Origin of the sequence: Geodermatophilus sp. DF01-2, assembly GCF_004571065.1 — a bacterium.
In the GTDB taxonomy this organism is placed as follows: Bacteria; Actinomycetota; Actinomycetes; order Mycobacteriales; family Geodermatophilaceae; genus Geodermatophilus.
The window spans coordinates 38,109-51,864 of sequence record NZ_SPQN01000002.1 but is presented as its reverse complement, the minus strand read 5'-3'; the positions used below and the strand labels follow the sequence as shown (position 1 = coordinate 51,864).

The window sequence follows — 13,756 nt, the reverse complement described above, 5'->3', positions numbered from 1 at the left end:
CGCGGTCACCAGGTCGCCGCCGGGTGCTGCCGCGCCAGCCCCTGCAGGTCCGTGAGCAGCTCGGCCAGCTCCGGGGTGTGCTCGCCGCGCCGGCCGCGGGGTGGTGCGGCGGCCGGCCAGTCGGGTGCCGTGAGGGTCGCCCGCTCGAGCACCTGGGTGAGCACGTCGCTGACCTCGTCCCGCACATCGGCCGGGTCGACCGCGACGCCGGCCGCGGTGAGCCGCACCTCGAGGTCGGTGGCGGTGCAGACGTCGTCCAGGAGCGGCCAGACCGTGTCGACGCCGGCCTGTGCGCGCCGGTGCGACTCCTCGGTGCCGTCCCCGAGGCGCAGCACCCAGCGGGCGGCGTGGTCGCGGTGGTAGGCCAGCTCGTTGACGCCCTTGGCGGCGATCGCGGCGAGCACCGGGTCGCGGGAGTCGCGGAGCCGGGCGAAGACGGCCAGCCGCACGGTCGCGGCCGCCAGCAGCCGGACCATCGTCCGGGCGAAGTCGCCGTTGGGTGCCTCGACCAGGCCGGTGTTGCGGTACTCGTCGGGGTCGCGGAAGTAGGCGAGCGCGTCCTCGTCGGGGATCGACTCGGTGGCCTGCTCCCGGGCCCGGCCGAGGACGCCGACCGAGCCGGCGCGGGCCAGCAGGAGACGGGCCTGGCCGAGCAGGTCGAGGGCGACGTTCGCGACGGCGACCTCCTCCTCCAGCTCCGGCGCCGCGGTGACCCACCGGGTGAGCTGCTGCGCCAGGACCAGGGCGTCGTCGCCGAGCATCAGGCAGTACTCGCCGAGGTCGGCCGGGTCGATGCCCTCGGGGACCGTGGTGTCGACGCCGGCCAGCGGCTCGTCGAAGCCGGTGCCGAAGGCCCAGTGTCCGTCGCCGCCGGAGGCGTGGTCGAGCGCCTCGTACACGGTCTCTTCGTGCGCCATGCGTGTGCTCCTCGTGCGGAGTCGCTCGAGTGCGGAAACCGTCACCGAGCGACTCCGCTCACATGTGGGGGACGTTCTCTGGAATCTCGTAGAACGTCGGGTGGCGGTAGACCTTGTCGCCGCTCGGGGCGAACATCGGGTCCTTCTCGTCGGGGCTCGACGCGGTGATGTCGGCGGCCTGGACCACCCAGATGCTCACGCCCTCGTTGCGCCGGGTGTACAGGTCGCGGGCGGCGTGCACGGCCATCTCGTCGTCCGCGGCGTGGAGCGAGCCGACGTGCACGTGGTTGATGCCGCGCTTGCCGCGCACGAACACCTCGTAGAGCGGCCAGTCCCGCCGGCTGGCCGCCGGTGTGGCCTCGACCGGCACCTCGGGGCCGGTGGGGACGGCGCCGTGCCCGCCCTCGGCGGTGACGTCGGTGCTCATGCCGAGTGCTTCCGTGCGGCGTGCTTGGTGGCGTAGGCGGTCGCGGCCTCGGTGACCCACGCGTTGTCGTCGCGGGCGGCCCGGCGGCGCGCGATCCGCTCGGCGTTGGCCGGGCCGTCGCCGCTGATGACCCGCTTGAACTCGTCCCAGTCGATGGCGCCGAACCGGTGGTGGCCGGTCTCCGGGTCCAGGCGCAGCTCCGGGTCGGGCAGGGTGACGCCGAGGAACTCGGCCTGCGGCACGGTCATGTCGACGAACCGCTGGCGCAGCTCGTCGTTGCTGTGCCGCTTGATGCCCCACGCCATCGACTGCGCCGAGTTGGGGCTGTCGTCGTCCGGCGGGCCGAACATCATCAACGAGGGCCACCACCACCGGTCGACGGCGTCCTGCACCATCGCCCGCTGCGCGGGCGTGCCGCGCATCATCGTCATCAGCAGCTCGTAGCCCTGCCGCTGGTGGAACGACTCCTCCTTGCAGATGCGGATCATCGCCCGCGCGTAGGGCCCGTACGAGGAGCGGCACAGCGGCACCTGGTTGCAGATCGCCGCGCCGTCGACCAGCCAGCCGATGACGCCGACGTCGGCGTAGGTGAGCGTCGCGTAGTTGAAGATCGAGCTGTACTTCTGCTTGCGCTCGATGAGCTTGTCGGTGAGGTCGGCGCGGTCGGCGCCGAGGGTCTCGGCGGCCGAGTAGAGGTACATGCCGTGCCCGGCCTCGTCCTGGACCTTGGCCAGCAGGATCGCCTTGCGCCGCAGGCTGGGTGCGGCCAGCAGCCAGTCACCCTCCGGTTGCATGCCGATGATCTCCGAGTGCGCGTGCTGCGCGATCTGGCGGATGAGCGTCCTGCGGTAGCCCTCCGGCATCCAGTCACGCGGCTCGATCCGCCGATCGGCGGCGATGGTGGCGTCGAAGTGCTCATGGAACGCCGCCTCGTCCAGCGAGTGCTCCACAGTCGGCGTGGACATCGCCCCTCCTCAGGTATTTACTGACCGCCTGGTCAGGAATAGTGTGGCCCAGGACACGGCGGGACACAAGCGCCCCAGAGGTGGGCGCCGGAAGGACGGGGGACGGCGGGCCATGACGACGACCGCGGACCGGCGCGTGGGCGCCGCCCCCGAGCCGGACACGCTCGACCCCGAGGAGCGGATGGGGGTCGACGAGCTGCGGGTCCTGCAGCTCGAGCGGCTGCGGTGGACGCTGCGTCACGCCTACGAGAACGTGCCGCACCACCGCCGGGCCTTCGACGCCGCCGGGGTGCACCCCGACGACTGCCGCGAGCTGGCCGACCTGGCGCGGTTCCCGACGACCGGCAAGGCCGACCTGCGCGACAACTACCCGTTCGGGATGTTCGCCGTCCCCCAGGAGCAGGTGCGCCGGGTGCACGCCTCCTCCGGCACCACGGGCAAGCCCACGGTCGTCGGCTACACGGAGAAGGACATCGACACCTGGGCCACGGTGATGGCCCGGTCGATCCGCGCGGCCGGCGGCCGCACGGGGGACCGGCTGCACAACGCCTACGGCTACGGGCTGTTCACCGGCGGGCTGGGCGCGCACTACGGCGCCGAGAAGCTGGGGTGCACGGTCATCCCCGTGTCCGGCGGGATGACGCCGCGGCAGGTGCAGCTGATCGCCGACTTCCGCCCGCGGATCATCATGGTGACGCCGAGCTACATGCTCACCGTCATCGACGAGTTCGAGAAGCAGGGCCTGGACCCGCGGGCCAGCTCCCTGGAGATCGGCATCTTCGGCGCCGAGCCGTGGACCGAGCAGATGCGCCGCGAGGTGGAGGACCGCCTCGACATCGAGGCCGTCGACATCTACGGCCTGTCCGAGGTCATGGGCCCCGGTGTCTCCCAGGAGTGCGTGGAGACCAAGGACGGTCTGCACGTCTGGGAGGACCACTTCTACCCCGAGGTCATCGACCCGCTCACCGGCGAGGTGCTGCCGGACGGCGAGCTCGGCGAGCTGGTCTTCACCTCCCTCACCAAGGAGGCCATGCCCGTCGTCCGTTACCGCACCCGCGACCTCACCCGCCTGCTGCCAGGCACCGCGCGGCCGGGGATGCGCCGGATGGAGAAGGTCACCGGCCGGACCGACGACATGATCATCCTGCGCGGGGTCAACCTCTTCCCCACGCAGGTCGAGGAGGTCGTCCTCCGCACGCCGGGCCTGTCCCCGCACTTCCGACTGGTGCTCACCACCCGCGGCCGGCTGGACCACCTCGCCGTCGAGGTCGAGGCCCGCCCGGACTGCCCGTCCGAGCGTCGCGACCCCGCGGCCCGGGAGGTCGAGCGCGCGGTCAAGGACACCGTGGGCACCAGCGTGGAGGTGGTCGTGGTGGCGCCGGAGAGCCTGCCGCGGTCGGTCGGCAAGCTCCAGCGGATCAGCGACCGGCGTGAGCGGACAGGGGCGTGAGCCTGTCCGGGACGACGACCGGACGGCGCGGCCGGCCCGGGCACTCGCTGGGGTCCCTGCTGGACGTCGCCGTCGCCGTGTTCAACGAGCGCGGCTACGAGGCGACCAGCATGGACGAGCTGGCCGCGCGGCTGGGGGTCACCAAGTCGGCCATCTACCACCACGTCCCCAGCAAGGTCGACCTGCTCCGGCTCGCCCTGGACCGCGCCCTCGACGCGCTCTTCGCCGTGACCGAGGAGCCGGGCGCCACCACCGGCCGGGCGATCGACCGGCTGGAGCACGTCGTCCGCGGCTCGGTCCGGGTGCTCGCCGCGGAGCTGCCCTCCGTGACCCTGCTGCTCCGGGTGCGGGGGAACTCCGAGGTCGAGCGCGCCGCCCTCGACCGCCGGCGCACCTTCGACCGGATCGTCACCGACCTGGTGCGCGCCGCCGAGGAGCAGGGCGACGTGCGTCCCGACATCGACCCCGCCGTCACCAGCCGACTGCTGTTCGGCACCGTCAACTCGCTCATCGAGTGGTACCGCACGGACGGTGGCCTCTCGGCGGACGACCTCGCCGACGCGCTGGTCGCCACGACCTTCCAGGGCTTGCGCGCCCGACCCTGACCTTCGGGCGTCGGGCGTCAGGGGTGTGCGCGGACGTGCTCGGTGACCAGCTCGGCGACCCGCTCGGGTGCCAGCTCGGGGATCCAGTGGGTCACGCCCTCGAGGACCTCCAGCCGGTAGGGCGCGTCGACGAACTGCCGGGTCTGCTCGGTGGCGGTGCGGCCGAGGAACGCGTCGCCGGTGCTCCACAGGTGCAGGGTCGGCACGCGCACCCGGCCGACCGGGTTCCGGGCGCCGAGCGGCAGCGCCCGGTACCAGGCGATCGCGGCCGAGAGCGCACCGGGCTCGCGCATCCGCTGCACGTAGTGCTCGGCCACGTCGGGTGGCAGGTCGCTGCGCAGGAGCATGCGGCGCAGCGGCTCACCACCGACCGCCAGCAGCAGCCGCTCGGGCAGCACCGGCACCTGGAACAGCGCCATGTAGTAGGAGCGCAGCGCCTGGTCGCTGGAGACGAACGCCTTGGCCATCGCCGCCGGGTGCGGCACCGAGAGCGCGGTGAGGGTGCGCACCCGTTCCGGGTGCCAGGCCGCCAGCGCCCACCCGACGATGCCGCCCCAGTCGTGTCCGACGACGTGCGCGCTGCCGAGCTCGGCCTCGTCGAGCAACGTCAGGACGTCGGCGGTCAGCTCGCGCAGCCGGTAGGCCGAGCGGCCCGACGGCCGGGCGCTGGGGGAGTAGCCCCGCTGGTCCGGTGCCAGCGTGCGCAGCCCCGCTTCGTGCAGCTCGCCGGCCACCGCGGTCCAGGCGGCGGAATCCTGCGGGAAGCCGTGCAGGAGCACCACCGGCTCGCCGTCGGCCGGGCCGCCGTCCCGGACGTCGAAGACCATGCCGTCGCGTCGGAAGCTGTCCACCCCGGGACGGTGCCCGGGGAGCACGGCGGTCATGCCCGCCGCTGGTCGTGATCGCCGACCGCACCGCCGGGTCTCCGTCCTCGCGCTCGAACCCGGGAACGGCTCCGGGCCGTGGTTGCGGTCGAGGAGGTGGGGCCGGAGGTTCCCCGAGGAGGCCGCGGACCGGCTCAGCGGCGGCCGGGAACGGCTCCGGGCCGCGGTTGCGGTCGAGGAGGTGGGGCCGGAGGTTCCCCGAGGAGGCCGCGGACCGGCTCAGCGGCGGCCGGGAACGGCTCCGGGCCGTGGTTGCGGTCGACGAGGTGGGGCCGGAGGTTCCCCGAGGAGGCCGCGGACCGGCTCAGCGGCGGCCGGGAACGGCTCCGGGCCGCGGGTGGAGTCCGGTAGGACGACAATGGACAGAGTGACGGCCACCTCCGATGAGCTCATCGTCCTGCTCGACGACGACGGGACGGCGATCGGCACGATGCCCAAGCCGCTGGTGCACCACGGCGAGACGCCGCTGCACCGGGCCTTCTCCGCCTACCTGTTCGACGACGCCGGCCGGCTGCTGGTCACCCGCCGTGCCGAGGTCAAGCAGACCTTCCCGGGCATGTGGACCAACACCGTCTGCGGCCACCCCGGCCCGGGTGAGGACGACGGCGCCGCGATCGCCCGCCGCGCCGCCTTCGAGCTGGGCCTGCAGGTGGACGACCTGCGCGCGGCGCTGCCGGGCTACCGGTACCGCGCCGAGTTCCGCGGCGTCGTGGAGAACGAGGTCTGCCCCGTCTACCTCGGCCGCTTCGGCGGCACCCCGGCGCCGGATCCCGGCGAGGTGGGCGACTGGGCGCTGCTCGACTGGGCCGACTTCCGCCGGCGCCAGGAGACCGACGCCGGTGACGCCTGGTCGCCCTGGTGCCGGGAGCAGGCCCGGCTCATCGAGGAGGCGGGCCTGGTCCCCGTCGGCTGACCGGCCGGGAGCCGCCCGGTCAGCGCTCGCGCACGTACGGCGCCAGCGGTGGCTCGTCGGGGACCTCCGCTGCGTCGCCCTCGCTGTTCCCGGCGTAGCGGACCATCGCCGTGTAGTCGGCGGCGAAGGTCGCCGGGTCCACCCCGGGCTGGAAGAGGCGCGCGCAGGTCAGCGGCGAGATGCGGCTGCGCTCGGCCGGCCCGTCGTGCTCCAGCGCGTCGACCACGATCGCGTAGCCGACCGGGTCGTAGCTGCCGATGGCGAAGTGGTCGGCGGCGTTGGCCGGGCAGACCTCCTGCAGCGCGATGTTGGCGATGGTGCCCTCGCCGGTGTACAGCGCCGAGCTCGGCGCCGGCGGAGTGTTCGGCACGACGATCTCGTCGGCGACCGTGTAGGCGACGGTGTAGTCGATGCCGGCGAAGGTCTCGGCGCCGCTGTTGAGCGCGGCGAGGAAGCGTGACTGCGAGGCCTGCTGGTGGTTGGCCGGGGTGCAGTCGGCGGCGGCGCAGGCGGCGTCGGCGACCACGGTGCCGTGGTTGGACGGGCTCAGGCCGACGACGTCGTCGACCAGCGCGCGGGTGTCGGGCCACCAGCGCAGCGCCCACCGCGGCACCATGCCGCCCTGGCTGTAGCCGACGACGTCGACGTCCCGCCGGGACTCCTTCGCCATCGTGCGCACGGCGTGCACGACGTACTCGCCGGCGACCTGGATGTCCCCGGTGGCGTCGAACGGCAGCGTGACGGCGCACCAGCGCCACCCGAGGGCGTCGAAGGCGCGCTGGTAGTTCCAGCCGAAGTTGACCTCCGGCGTGAGCGTGGTGCCCGGGACGAGCAGGATCGGGTCCCGGGCGGCGCCGCGGAGGGGGCCGTTGCACGACAGCGACGCGGCCAGGTCCCCCTTCGGCTCGCTCAGCTCGGGCCCGGACCGCGCCGGTGCCGAAGGGGCACCGGGCACGGACGGCGGTGCGGCCGAGGCCGGCGCTCCACCGACGAGCACCAGCGCCGCGACCGCGGCGACGACGACCCTGACCCGACCTGCACGCACGGCAGCTCCTCACGGACCCATGGCGTGCCGGAGGCGGTCCGGCACGCGCGGTGGCGACAGGCTACGGACGGTGGGTGTGGCGCGCACCACGAGTCCACCGTCGGGCGACGGGATGACGATGGGTCGCCGGCGCGACACGGATGGTGCCGGCCGCTCGGGCGCCCCGTGTCGGTGCGCGGGCGGGCCTCCGATGTTCCCTAGCGTCACGCTGCGTGGAGCGCCGTCGCTTCCTCCTCTTCCTCGCCGCGGGCCTGGCCGGGACGGCCGTGGGCCGCGGCACCGCGGGCCTAGTCGACCCCGAGCGGGCGCCGGTGAGCACGGCCACGGCGGCCGAGCCGGTGAGCCTGCCGGGGGCCGGGGTACTGCCCGCGCCCACCGGCGTCGTCGACCGTCTGCCCGGCGACGGCAACTCGCTCGCGCTGACCATCGACGACGGCACCAGCTCGGCGGTGGTCCGGGCGTTCTGCCGGTTCGCCGAGGACACCGGTGTCCGGCTGACCTTCTTCCCGAACGGCCGCTACTCCTCCTGGGAGGAGAACGGCGACCGGCTCCAGCCGCTCGTCGACTCCGGCCAGGTCGCGATGGGGAACCACACCTGGTCCCATCCCGACCTGACCACGCTCTCCGACGACGAGGTCGCCGAGGAGATCGGCCGCAACCGGGACTGGATCGAGAGCACCTTCGGCGTCCGGACGCCGTTCCTGCGGCCGCCCTTCGGGTCCCACGACGAGCGGGTGGACCGGATCGGGGCCGAGGCCGGGCACCCGACGGTCGTCATGTGGAACGGCACCCTCGAGGACAACCGGCTGCTCACTCCCGACCAGCTGATGGACGCCGCCCGGCGGTGGTTCGCCGCGCAGGCGGTGGTCGTGGGCCACGCCAACCAGCCGACGGTCACGACCGTCTACGACCAGCTGCTCGGGCTGCTCGGCGAACGGGGGCTGCAGACGGTCACCTTGGCCGACGTCTGGGGAACCGGCCTGGGCGGCGTGCGGACGACGTCGGGGAGTGCTCCCGTCGCGTGATCGTCCCGACCTGCGACGGGCGGCCGCATCCACCAGGCTGGTTGCCGACACCACGGTCGACAGACGGAGGAGCGGATGGCCGACAGCAGGACGTTGCAGGGGCGGGTGGCCCTGGTCACCGGCGGTGCGAGCGGGCTGGGCCGGGCCACCTGCGTGGCGCTGGCCGAGGCCGGCGCCCACGTGGCGATCGCCGACATCGACGAAGCCGGCTCGAAGAGCACCTCCGAGCTGGTGGCCGAGGCCGGTGGGTCGGCCGAGGTCGTCGCGCTCGACGTGACCGACGACGCCAGCCGCCGCTCGGTGGTGCAGCAGCTCGCAGGCGCCCACGGCGACGCCTTCGACGTCCTGGCCAACGTCGCCGGCATCGACCGGCCCGGCTACATCACCGACATCGACCTCGCCGACTACCAGCGGGTGCAGGCGGTCAACTGCGAGGGGCCGATCTTCCTGACCAGCGAGTTCATGAAGCGGGTGCAGCACCTGCCGGAGGGCCGCACCGCCGACGTGGTGCACGTCGTCTCGCTGTCGGCGATCACCTCGGGCAGCGGCGCGATCGCCTACAACGGCTCCAAGGCCGGCTTCCTCAACGCGACGCGGTGCATCCAGCGCGAGCTGCGCGAGAAGGCCGTCACGGCCGGCGACGGCAGCGAGCGGCCGTTCCCGTGCCGGGTGCAGGCGGTCATCCCGGCGGCGATGGACACGCCGATGATGGAGCAGTGGGGCATCCCGGCCCACCTGATGATGCCGCCGTCGGCGGTCGCGGAGATGGTGCGCTACCTGGTGACGCTGCACCCGGCCGCCTTCGTGCCGGAGATGCAGATCGTCCCGCGTCTCGAACCGAACTTCCCGCGCTGACGCGGCGGCCCTCCGAGGAGGCGACGATGACCAGCCCGGACGACCCCGACTCGGCCATGGCCAGCGGGTCCGACGCCGGTGAGCCCGGGGAACACCTCGGCACCGGCGACCTGAGCCCCGACGAGCGTCGGATGCTCGAGGAACTCGAACGCGGCGCCCCGACGGGTGGGCGGGACGACGACCTCTCCGACGACGCCGTGGTGCGCGCGGCGGAGGACGAGGCGCCGCTGCCCGGGGAGGGCGGCGACCAGGGCGACGGGCTCGATGCCCGCTTCAGCTCACCGCCGGGGGAGGACGCGGGCTGACCGTCCGCGCGGCGCGGGCTCCCCGGCCGGTGCCGGCGAGCCCGCGTCAGGACGCGTCGTCCGTGCCGGGTGACCGGCTGAGGTCGACCAGCCGCCACAGGCAGGAGTCGAGCAGCGGCTCGGGGAAGTCCACGGCCAGGCGGTAGTAGACGACGCGGCCCTCGCGGCGGTTGGTGACCAGCCCGGCGGTGCGCAGCACCCGCAGCGCATAGCCCACGGCGTCCTCGTTCACCTCCAGTGCGAGGGCCAGGTCGCCGACGCACAGCTCCTCGGCGACGTCGAGGGCGTAGAGCACCCGCGACCGGGTCGGGTCGGAGATCAGCGTGAGGATGCTCGCCAGCGCGGCGGCGTCCTCCCGGCTGGGCAGTCGCTCCTGCGCGCGGGCCACCCGCTCGGGGTCGATCGGGTGCTGGTGCGATTGCGTTCGGTCATCGTTCATGGTGTGTCGCCGTGGCTCCGTTGTCCGTACGACCGTCCGGGTATGCGGTCGCGGGCGGTCGGGCCGCGACCGCCAGCCACGAGCCTGCCCCATGGCGACGTGGGGCCGATGGAAGGACCAATCAGTGACCGTTGCCAGCCAGATGCTCGACACGTACCCGGCCGACCTCGGGGGCGTCGACAAGCAGAAGCTCACCGCCTGCATCGAGGCCTGTTTCGAGTGCGCCCAGGCGTGCACCGCCTGCGCCGACGCGTGCCTGAGCGAGGAGATGGTCGACCAGCTCCGGAAGTGCATCCGCAGCAACCTCGACTGCGCCGACATCTGCGACACCACCGGGCGGGTGCTCTCCCGGCACACCGGCTACGACGCCAACCTGACCCGCGCCGTGCTCGAGGCGTGCGCCGCGGCGTGCAAGGCGTGCGGCGACGAGTGCGCCGGCCACGCCGACATGCACGAGCACTGCCGGGTCTGCGCCGAGGCGTGCCGGCGCTGCGAGACCGCCTGCCGGGAGCTCATCGCCTCCCTCGGCTGAGACGCCGGGTGACACGAGGTCCGGACGGCGTTCGGCGTCGGACGCCGTCCGGACCTCGCGCTGGGATGGGCGTCTCGGCCGGAGCGCCGTCCCGCGGCGGCGCAGGCATGGCGGTCGACAGTCGCTCGGGGCGGAAGCGCGAAGGTGACCGGGCTCGTCGACCAGCGCGCCTATCACCGCACGGGAATCCCCGCGAGGCGCCCGGCCGCGCTACGCCGTCACTGCCCTTGCCGAGGTAGCTGTGGGCATCGCCGCCCTGGCCGTCCACGGGCGGGACGTCGTAGCGGCTACTGCCGCGGTCATCGACGGCCTCGCGCACGGGCGTGTGACCGCAAGGACGTCGGCGCCCGCAACCTCAGCGGTGACCTGACCGGCATCGCCCGCGTCAAGTCGGACGTCGCCGGCCAGCGGCCCCGGCGATTTCGGCTGTTGTACCGCCAACTCGACGACTCGTGCTGTGGCCAGGGCACCGGCGGTCAGCCCGGCGTAGGCGGCGTAGGACGTCCACATCCGCGCTGCGGTCGCCGTCCGCAGCCGACCGTGCTCGACCAGGTCGGCGCGCATGTTCCCCAGCAGCAGGGGTGTCCCGGCCAGCAGGACCGAACCCACCGCCGCGAGACCTGCGGCCCTGCCTGCGGGAAGGCCGCCGTGCTCGCCGACGTGGCGGCCGAGCCTGCTCACCCGACCTGCAGCGGCGCCAAGCTGACCCCACCGTCGAGCGAGTCGAGGATGCCGTCGGCGGTGACCACCAGGATCCGCAGCGTCCCCTCGGCGGTCGTCGAAGCGCCCACGGCCTGGGGCGGCCCGGCGACGGAGCCGCGCACGCTCCAGGTGGCTCCGGCGTCGTCGCTGACCGCGACGGTGCCGTCAGGGGTGACCCCGACCACGCTCTGGCCGCCGGCCCAGTCCACCACCTGCAGCAGCGGGGCACCCTCGATCACCGACCAGCTGGCGCCGGCGTCGGTGGAGCGGACCGGCCCCGACTCGGCCGTGGCCAGCAGCACCGCCCCGTCGGGGGAGGCGGTCAGCGCGTACGGCGCGACGGGCGGGTCCAGCTGCCGCCAGGTGACCCCGTCACTGGTTGCGCTCAGGGCGGTGCCGTCGAAGCCGACGACGCCGGCGGCCGAGGCGGTCAGGGCGTGGAAGTCGGACTGCCCCTGGCGGGAGAGCGGGGTCCAGGTCGCCCCGCCGTCGGTGGACTCGATCAGCCCGACCGGTTCGGGCAGGTCGGTGCCCGGGCCGGGGTGGCCGGAGGCGTAGAAGTGGTCCGGACCGGCGACGGTGAAGCCCATCAGGTCGATCACCGGCCCCACCCGCACCGGACCGGTCTCGTCGTAGCGGAACAGCCCGTCATGGGTGGCCAGGTGGACCCGGCCGTCGGCGGGGTCGACCGCGACGCCGTGCACGTGGGCGCTGGGCAGACCGGCCGTCCCGTGGCCGGCGCCGTCGGGGTGCTCGGCGGGCTGCTCCACGGCCGCGCCGGCAGCCGGAGCCGACGCGGCCGGGGTCTCTTCGGACGCGGCGCAACCGGCCAGGGCGAGGCCGGCGGCCAGAGCAGCAGGCAGGGCGGCGGACAGGAGCAGCGAGGGACGGCGGGTGAACTGGTGGGCGGGTGAGGCGGTCATGGTCCCGTTCTGGTTGGCGCGAGTCGAGGTGAGAAGCGCATCCGCGTGGCCGCGGGGATGCTGCTGAGGAGCTGCGCTCGGCGATGCTCGGTGGGCTACCGCGCGGTGACCGGCCGGGCCCGAGGGTGCAGGCGCCCGAATCCGGGGAGGAAGCGGCCGGTGCGGGCGGCGTAGGCGACGTAGTCGGCCCCGTGGACCCGACGCAGGTAGAGCTCCTCGATCACCCGCACCTGCAGCTCGATGGCGAGGATCAGGCAGGCCAGCGCCACGTCGGTGCGCTCGGTGTCGTCGACGCCGATGCGCCAGGAGGTGCCCATGCCGGTCTGGGCGATCAGAACCGCGGCGACGCCGGGAACCAGCAGCACCAGGCCCAGGACAGCGGCGGCCGTGCCCGTAGGACCGTCGGGGACGCCCATGACGCCGGCGAGGACCACCGCCGGACCAGCGAGGCCGAGGAGCAGCGCGAGGACGAACAGCACGCCGGCCCACCAGGACAGCGAACCGACCGGGCCGGAGATGCCGTTGAACCCCGAACCACCCGTGCGGCGGATCTGCAGCCAGGTGCACACCCCGAAGACCACGCCCAGCCCAGCCAGGTGGAGCAGGGACGCGACGGCGATCACGACGCGCTCGAGGCGCTCGAGCCACCCGGAGCGCTGGGAGCGCAGCAGGCGTCGGTGCAGCCTGCCGCGCAACCACAGGCGCCATCACCACGGCCGGCGGTGTCGTGACCGGCGCCAGGCGCACAGCACCCTTCCCCACGCCAGGCCTGGACACCTTCGCGCAGCGCGACCGCGGCGATGAGCAGCCCGGCGACCGGGTCGGCCCACGACCAGCCGAACGCGCCGTTGAGGACCAGACCGACCAGCAGCACCGCGGACAGGTAGGTGCACAGCAGGGTCTGGGTGCCGTCGGCCACCACGGCGTTCGAGCCGAGACGGCGCCCGGTGCGCCGCTGCGCCCAGGACAGGACCGGCATCACCACCAGCGAGGCGATCGCCACGCCGATCCCGACCGCGGAGGACTCCGGCTCGGCGTCACTGGCCAAGGCGCGCAGCGACTCCACCGTCACGTACGCAGCCAGGGCGAAGAAGGACAACGCGATCAACCGCAGCGCTCGCTGCTCGCGGGACTGCGGCATCGCGTGGCGGAACTGCCACAGGACGACCAGGCCGCTGGAGACCTCGACCACGGAGTCCAGGCCGAAGCCGACCAGCGCCACCGAGCCGGCCACAACGCCGGCGCTCACCGCGATCGCGGCCTCGAGGAGGTTGTAGGTCACGCTGGCCCCGGCCAGCAATTGAGCACGACGGCCCAGGCGGGACCGCTCGGCGGCGTCCAGCGGGCCACGTCCGATCGCCAGTGCGCTCACCGCGTCGCCTGCTCACCGTAGGTGGGGCACAGAGCGACCGCCGAGCCGGTCGCGGCCAGCACCTTCTCGGCCGCCGCGAGCAGGTCCAGCAGTTCGGGGCGGGCCAGGGAATACACCGAGGCCCGGCCCTGGGGTCGTGAAGCGACCAGGCCACAGTCGCGCAAGCAGGCCAGATGCCCCGACACCGTGGACTGCGCCAGGCCCAGGTGCCCGGTCAGCTCGACCACTCGGTGCTCACCGAGGGCAAGGTGCTGCAGAATCGCCAGGCGAGCCGGGTCCGCCAGGGACCGGAACAGGCACACCGCCGCCGTCGGGTCGTCCAGCCTTCGGGAATGCCCGGGAACCGCGACCCGCTGATCCATCGGCATAGGCCGATGATATCCCCGCCAGCCGAGCA

At 73.8% G+C, this 13,756-nt stretch carries 17 protein-coding genes; 7 read left to right on the top strand and 10 right to left on the bottom strand.

Going from position 1 to position 13,756, the window contains the following annotated elements; genetic code table 11:
• Positions 1 to 5: 5 nt before the first annotated feature.
• From paaC to paaA, 3 genes are read right to left on the bottom strand one after another with little or no spacing between them, the layout of a single operon-like run.
• A complete protein-coding gene (gene paaC / locus E4P41_RS01135) occupies positions 6 to 917 on the bottom strand; it encodes a 1,2-phenylacetyl-CoA epoxidase subunit PaaC (protein ID WP_135139040.1) in 912 nt (303 codons plus the stop codon).
• Positions 918 to 975: 58 nt separating this feature from the next.
• Positions 976 to 1,344 (bottom strand): 1,2-phenylacetyl-CoA epoxidase subunit PaaB, encoded by a 369-nt coding sequence (gene paaB / locus E4P41_RS01130; RefSeq protein ID WP_135139039.1) that lies wholly within the window; start codon positions 1,342 to 1,344, stop codon positions 976 to 978.
• Complete coding sequence (gene paaA, locus E4P41_RS01125) at positions 1,341 to 2,309, bottom strand: 1,2-phenylacetyl-CoA epoxidase subunit PaaA (protein ID WP_135139038.1); 969 nt, start codon at positions 2,307 to 2,309, stop codon at positions 1,341 to 1,343. Before paaA ends, paaB begins: the two co-directional genes overlap by 4 nt.
• Before the next feature lie 112 nt (positions 2,310 to 2,421).
• On the opposite strand from paaA, the gene paaK reads away from it, so the two are divergent.
• Positions 2,422 to 3,759, top strand: coding sequence for a phenylacetate--CoA ligase PaaK (paaK, locus tag E4P41_RS01120; protein WP_135139037.1), 1,338 nt, complete (start codon positions 2,422 to 2,424; stop codon positions 3,757 to 3,759).
• Entirely contained in the window at positions 3,756 to 4,364 is a 609-nt protein-coding gene (locus tag E4P41_RS01115; RefSeq protein ID WP_245177031.1) for a TetR/AcrR family transcriptional regulator, read from the top strand. Before paaK ends, E4P41_RS01115 begins: the two co-directional genes overlap by 4 nt.
• Positions 4,365 to 4,381: 17 nt before the next feature.
• Here E4P41_RS01115 and E4P41_RS01110 read toward each other — a convergent pair whose 3' ends face one another.
• Positions 4,382 to 5,215 (bottom strand): alpha/beta fold hydrolase, encoded by an 834-nt coding sequence (locus tag E4P41_RS01110; RefSeq protein ID WP_209307460.1) that lies wholly within the window; start codon positions 5,213 to 5,215, stop codon positions 4,382 to 4,384.
• Positions 5,216 to 5,606: 391 nt separating this feature from the next.
• Between E4P41_RS01110 and idi the strand changes: the two genes are divergently transcribed.
• Positions 5,607 to 6,161, top strand: coding sequence for an isopentenyl-diphosphate Delta-isomerase (gene idi / locus E4P41_RS01105; protein ID WP_135139035.1), 555 nt, complete (start codon positions 5,607 to 5,609; stop codon positions 6,159 to 6,161).
• Positions 6,162 to 6,180: 19 nt separating this feature from the next.
• Here idi and E4P41_RS01100 read toward each other — a convergent pair whose 3' ends face one another.
• A complete protein-coding gene (locus E4P41_RS01100; protein WP_135139034.1) occupies positions 6,181 to 7,206 on the bottom strand; it encodes a lipase in 1,026 nt (341 codons plus the stop codon).
• Between the two features lie 212 nt (positions 7,207 to 7,418).
• Here E4P41_RS01100 and E4P41_RS01095 point away from each other — a divergent pair, with 212 nt between their 5' ends.
• From E4P41_RS01095 to E4P41_RS01085, 3 genes are all read left to right on the top strand, one after another.
• A complete protein-coding gene (locus tag E4P41_RS01095; protein ID WP_209307459.1) occupies positions 7,419 to 8,231 on the top strand; it encodes a polysaccharide deacetylase family protein in 813 nt (270 codons plus the stop codon).
• 75 nt (positions 8,232 to 8,306) lie between these two features.
• A complete protein-coding gene (locus E4P41_RS01090; protein ID WP_135139032.1) occupies positions 8,307 to 9,086 on the top strand; it encodes an SDR family oxidoreductase in 780 nt (259 codons plus the stop codon).
• Positions 9,087 to 9,112: 26 nt separating this feature from the next.
• Positions 9,113 to 9,391, top strand: a complete 279-nt coding sequence (locus E4P41_RS01085; RefSeq protein ID WP_135139031.1) for a hypothetical protein — start codon at positions 9,113 to 9,115, stop codon at positions 9,389 to 9,391.
• A 46-nt stretch (positions 9,392 to 9,437) separates the two neighbouring features.
• On the opposite strand, the gene E4P41_RS01080 is transcribed toward E4P41_RS01085, so the two are convergent.
• The gene (locus E4P41_RS01080) at positions 9,438 to 9,830 is read right to left on the bottom strand and encodes a metalloregulator ArsR/SmtB family transcription factor (protein WP_135139030.1); all 393 of its coding nucleotides are present in this window, start codon (positions 9,828 to 9,830) and stop codon (positions 9,438 to 9,440) included.
• Positions 9,831 to 9,954: 124 nt separating this feature from the next.
• Here E4P41_RS01080 and E4P41_RS01075 point away from each other — a divergent pair, with 124 nt between their 5' ends.
• The gene (locus tag E4P41_RS01075; RefSeq protein ID WP_135139029.1) at positions 9,955 to 10,362 is read left to right on the top strand and encodes a four-helix bundle copper-binding protein; all 408 of its coding nucleotides are present in this window, start codon (positions 9,955 to 9,957) and stop codon (positions 10,360 to 10,362) included.
• Positions 10,363 to 11,039: 677 nt separating this feature from the next.
• Here E4P41_RS01075 and E4P41_RS01065 read toward each other — a convergent pair.
• The 4 genes from E4P41_RS01065 to E4P41_RS01050 all read right to left on the bottom strand — a co-directional run bounded on the left by E4P41_RS01065 (position 11,040) and on the right by E4P41_RS01050 (position 13,727).
• A complete protein-coding gene (locus tag E4P41_RS01065) occupies positions 11,040 to 11,987 on the bottom strand; it encodes a F510_1955 family glycosylhydrolase (RefSeq protein ID WP_245177030.1) in 948 nt (315 codons plus the stop codon).
• A gap of 95 nt (positions 11,988 to 12,082) precedes the next feature.
• The gene (locus E4P41_RS01060; RefSeq protein WP_135139027.1) at positions 12,083 to 12,610 is read right to left on the bottom strand and encodes an isoprenylcysteine carboxylmethyltransferase family protein; all 528 of its coding nucleotides are present in this window, start codon (positions 12,608 to 12,610) and stop codon (positions 12,083 to 12,085) included.
• Positions 12,607 to 13,359 carry a cation transporter gene (locus tag E4P41_RS01055; RefSeq protein ID WP_245177029.1) on the bottom strand — a complete coding sequence of 251 codons (753 nt, stop codon included), beginning with the start codon at positions 13,357 to 13,359 and terminating at the stop codon, positions 12,607 to 12,609. Before E4P41_RS01055 ends, E4P41_RS01060 begins: the two co-directional genes overlap by 4 nt.
• Positions 13,356 to 13,727 (bottom strand): metalloregulator ArsR/SmtB family transcription factor, encoded by a 372-nt coding sequence (locus tag E4P41_RS01050; protein ID WP_135139026.1) that lies wholly within the window; start codon positions 13,725 to 13,727, stop codon positions 13,356 to 13,358. The genes E4P41_RS01055 and E4P41_RS01050 overlap by 4 nt, the downstream gene beginning before the upstream one ends.
• Positions 13,728 to 13,756 lie beyond the last annotated feature (29 nt).

Excerpts from the sequence above, each read along its gene's own strand:
- paaC (WP_135139040.1), bottom strand. The coding sequence starts at position 917 with ATGGCGCACGAAGAGACCGTGTACGAGGCGCTCGACCACGCCTCCGGC.
- paaB (WP_135139039.1), bottom strand. The coding sequence starts at position 1,344 with ATGAGCACCGACGTCACCGCCGAGGGCGGGCACGGCGCCGTCCCCACC.
- paaA (WP_135139038.1), bottom strand. The coding sequence starts at position 2,309 with ATGTCCACGCCGACTGTGGAGCACTCGCTGGACGAGGCGGCGTTCCAT.
- paaK (WP_135139037.1), top strand. The coding sequence starts at position 2,422 with ATGACGACGACCGCGGACCGGCGCGTGGGCGCCGCCCCCGAGCCGGAC.
- idi (WP_135139035.1), top strand. The coding sequence starts at position 5,607 with ATGGACAGAGTGACGGCCACCTCCGATGAGCTCATCGTCCTGCTCGAC.
- E4P41_RS01090 (WP_135139032.1), top strand. The coding sequence starts at position 8,307 with ATGGCCGACAGCAGGACGTTGCAGGGGCGGGTGGCCCTGGTCACCGGC.
- E4P41_RS01085 (WP_135139031.1), top strand. The coding sequence starts at position 9,113 with ATGACCAGCCCGGACGACCCCGACTCGGCCATGGCCAGCGGGTCCGAC.
- E4P41_RS01080 (WP_135139030.1), bottom strand. The coding sequence starts at position 9,830 with ATGAACGATGACCGAACGCAATCGCACCAGCACCCGATCGACCCCGAG.
- E4P41_RS01065 (WP_245177030.1), bottom strand. The coding sequence starts at position 11,987 with ATGACCGCCTCACCCGCCCACCAGTTCACCCGCCGTCCCTCGCTGCTC.
- E4P41_RS01050 (WP_135139026.1), bottom strand. The coding sequence starts at position 13,727 with ATGCCGATGGATCAGCGGGTCGCGGTTCCCGGGCATTCCCGAAGGCTG.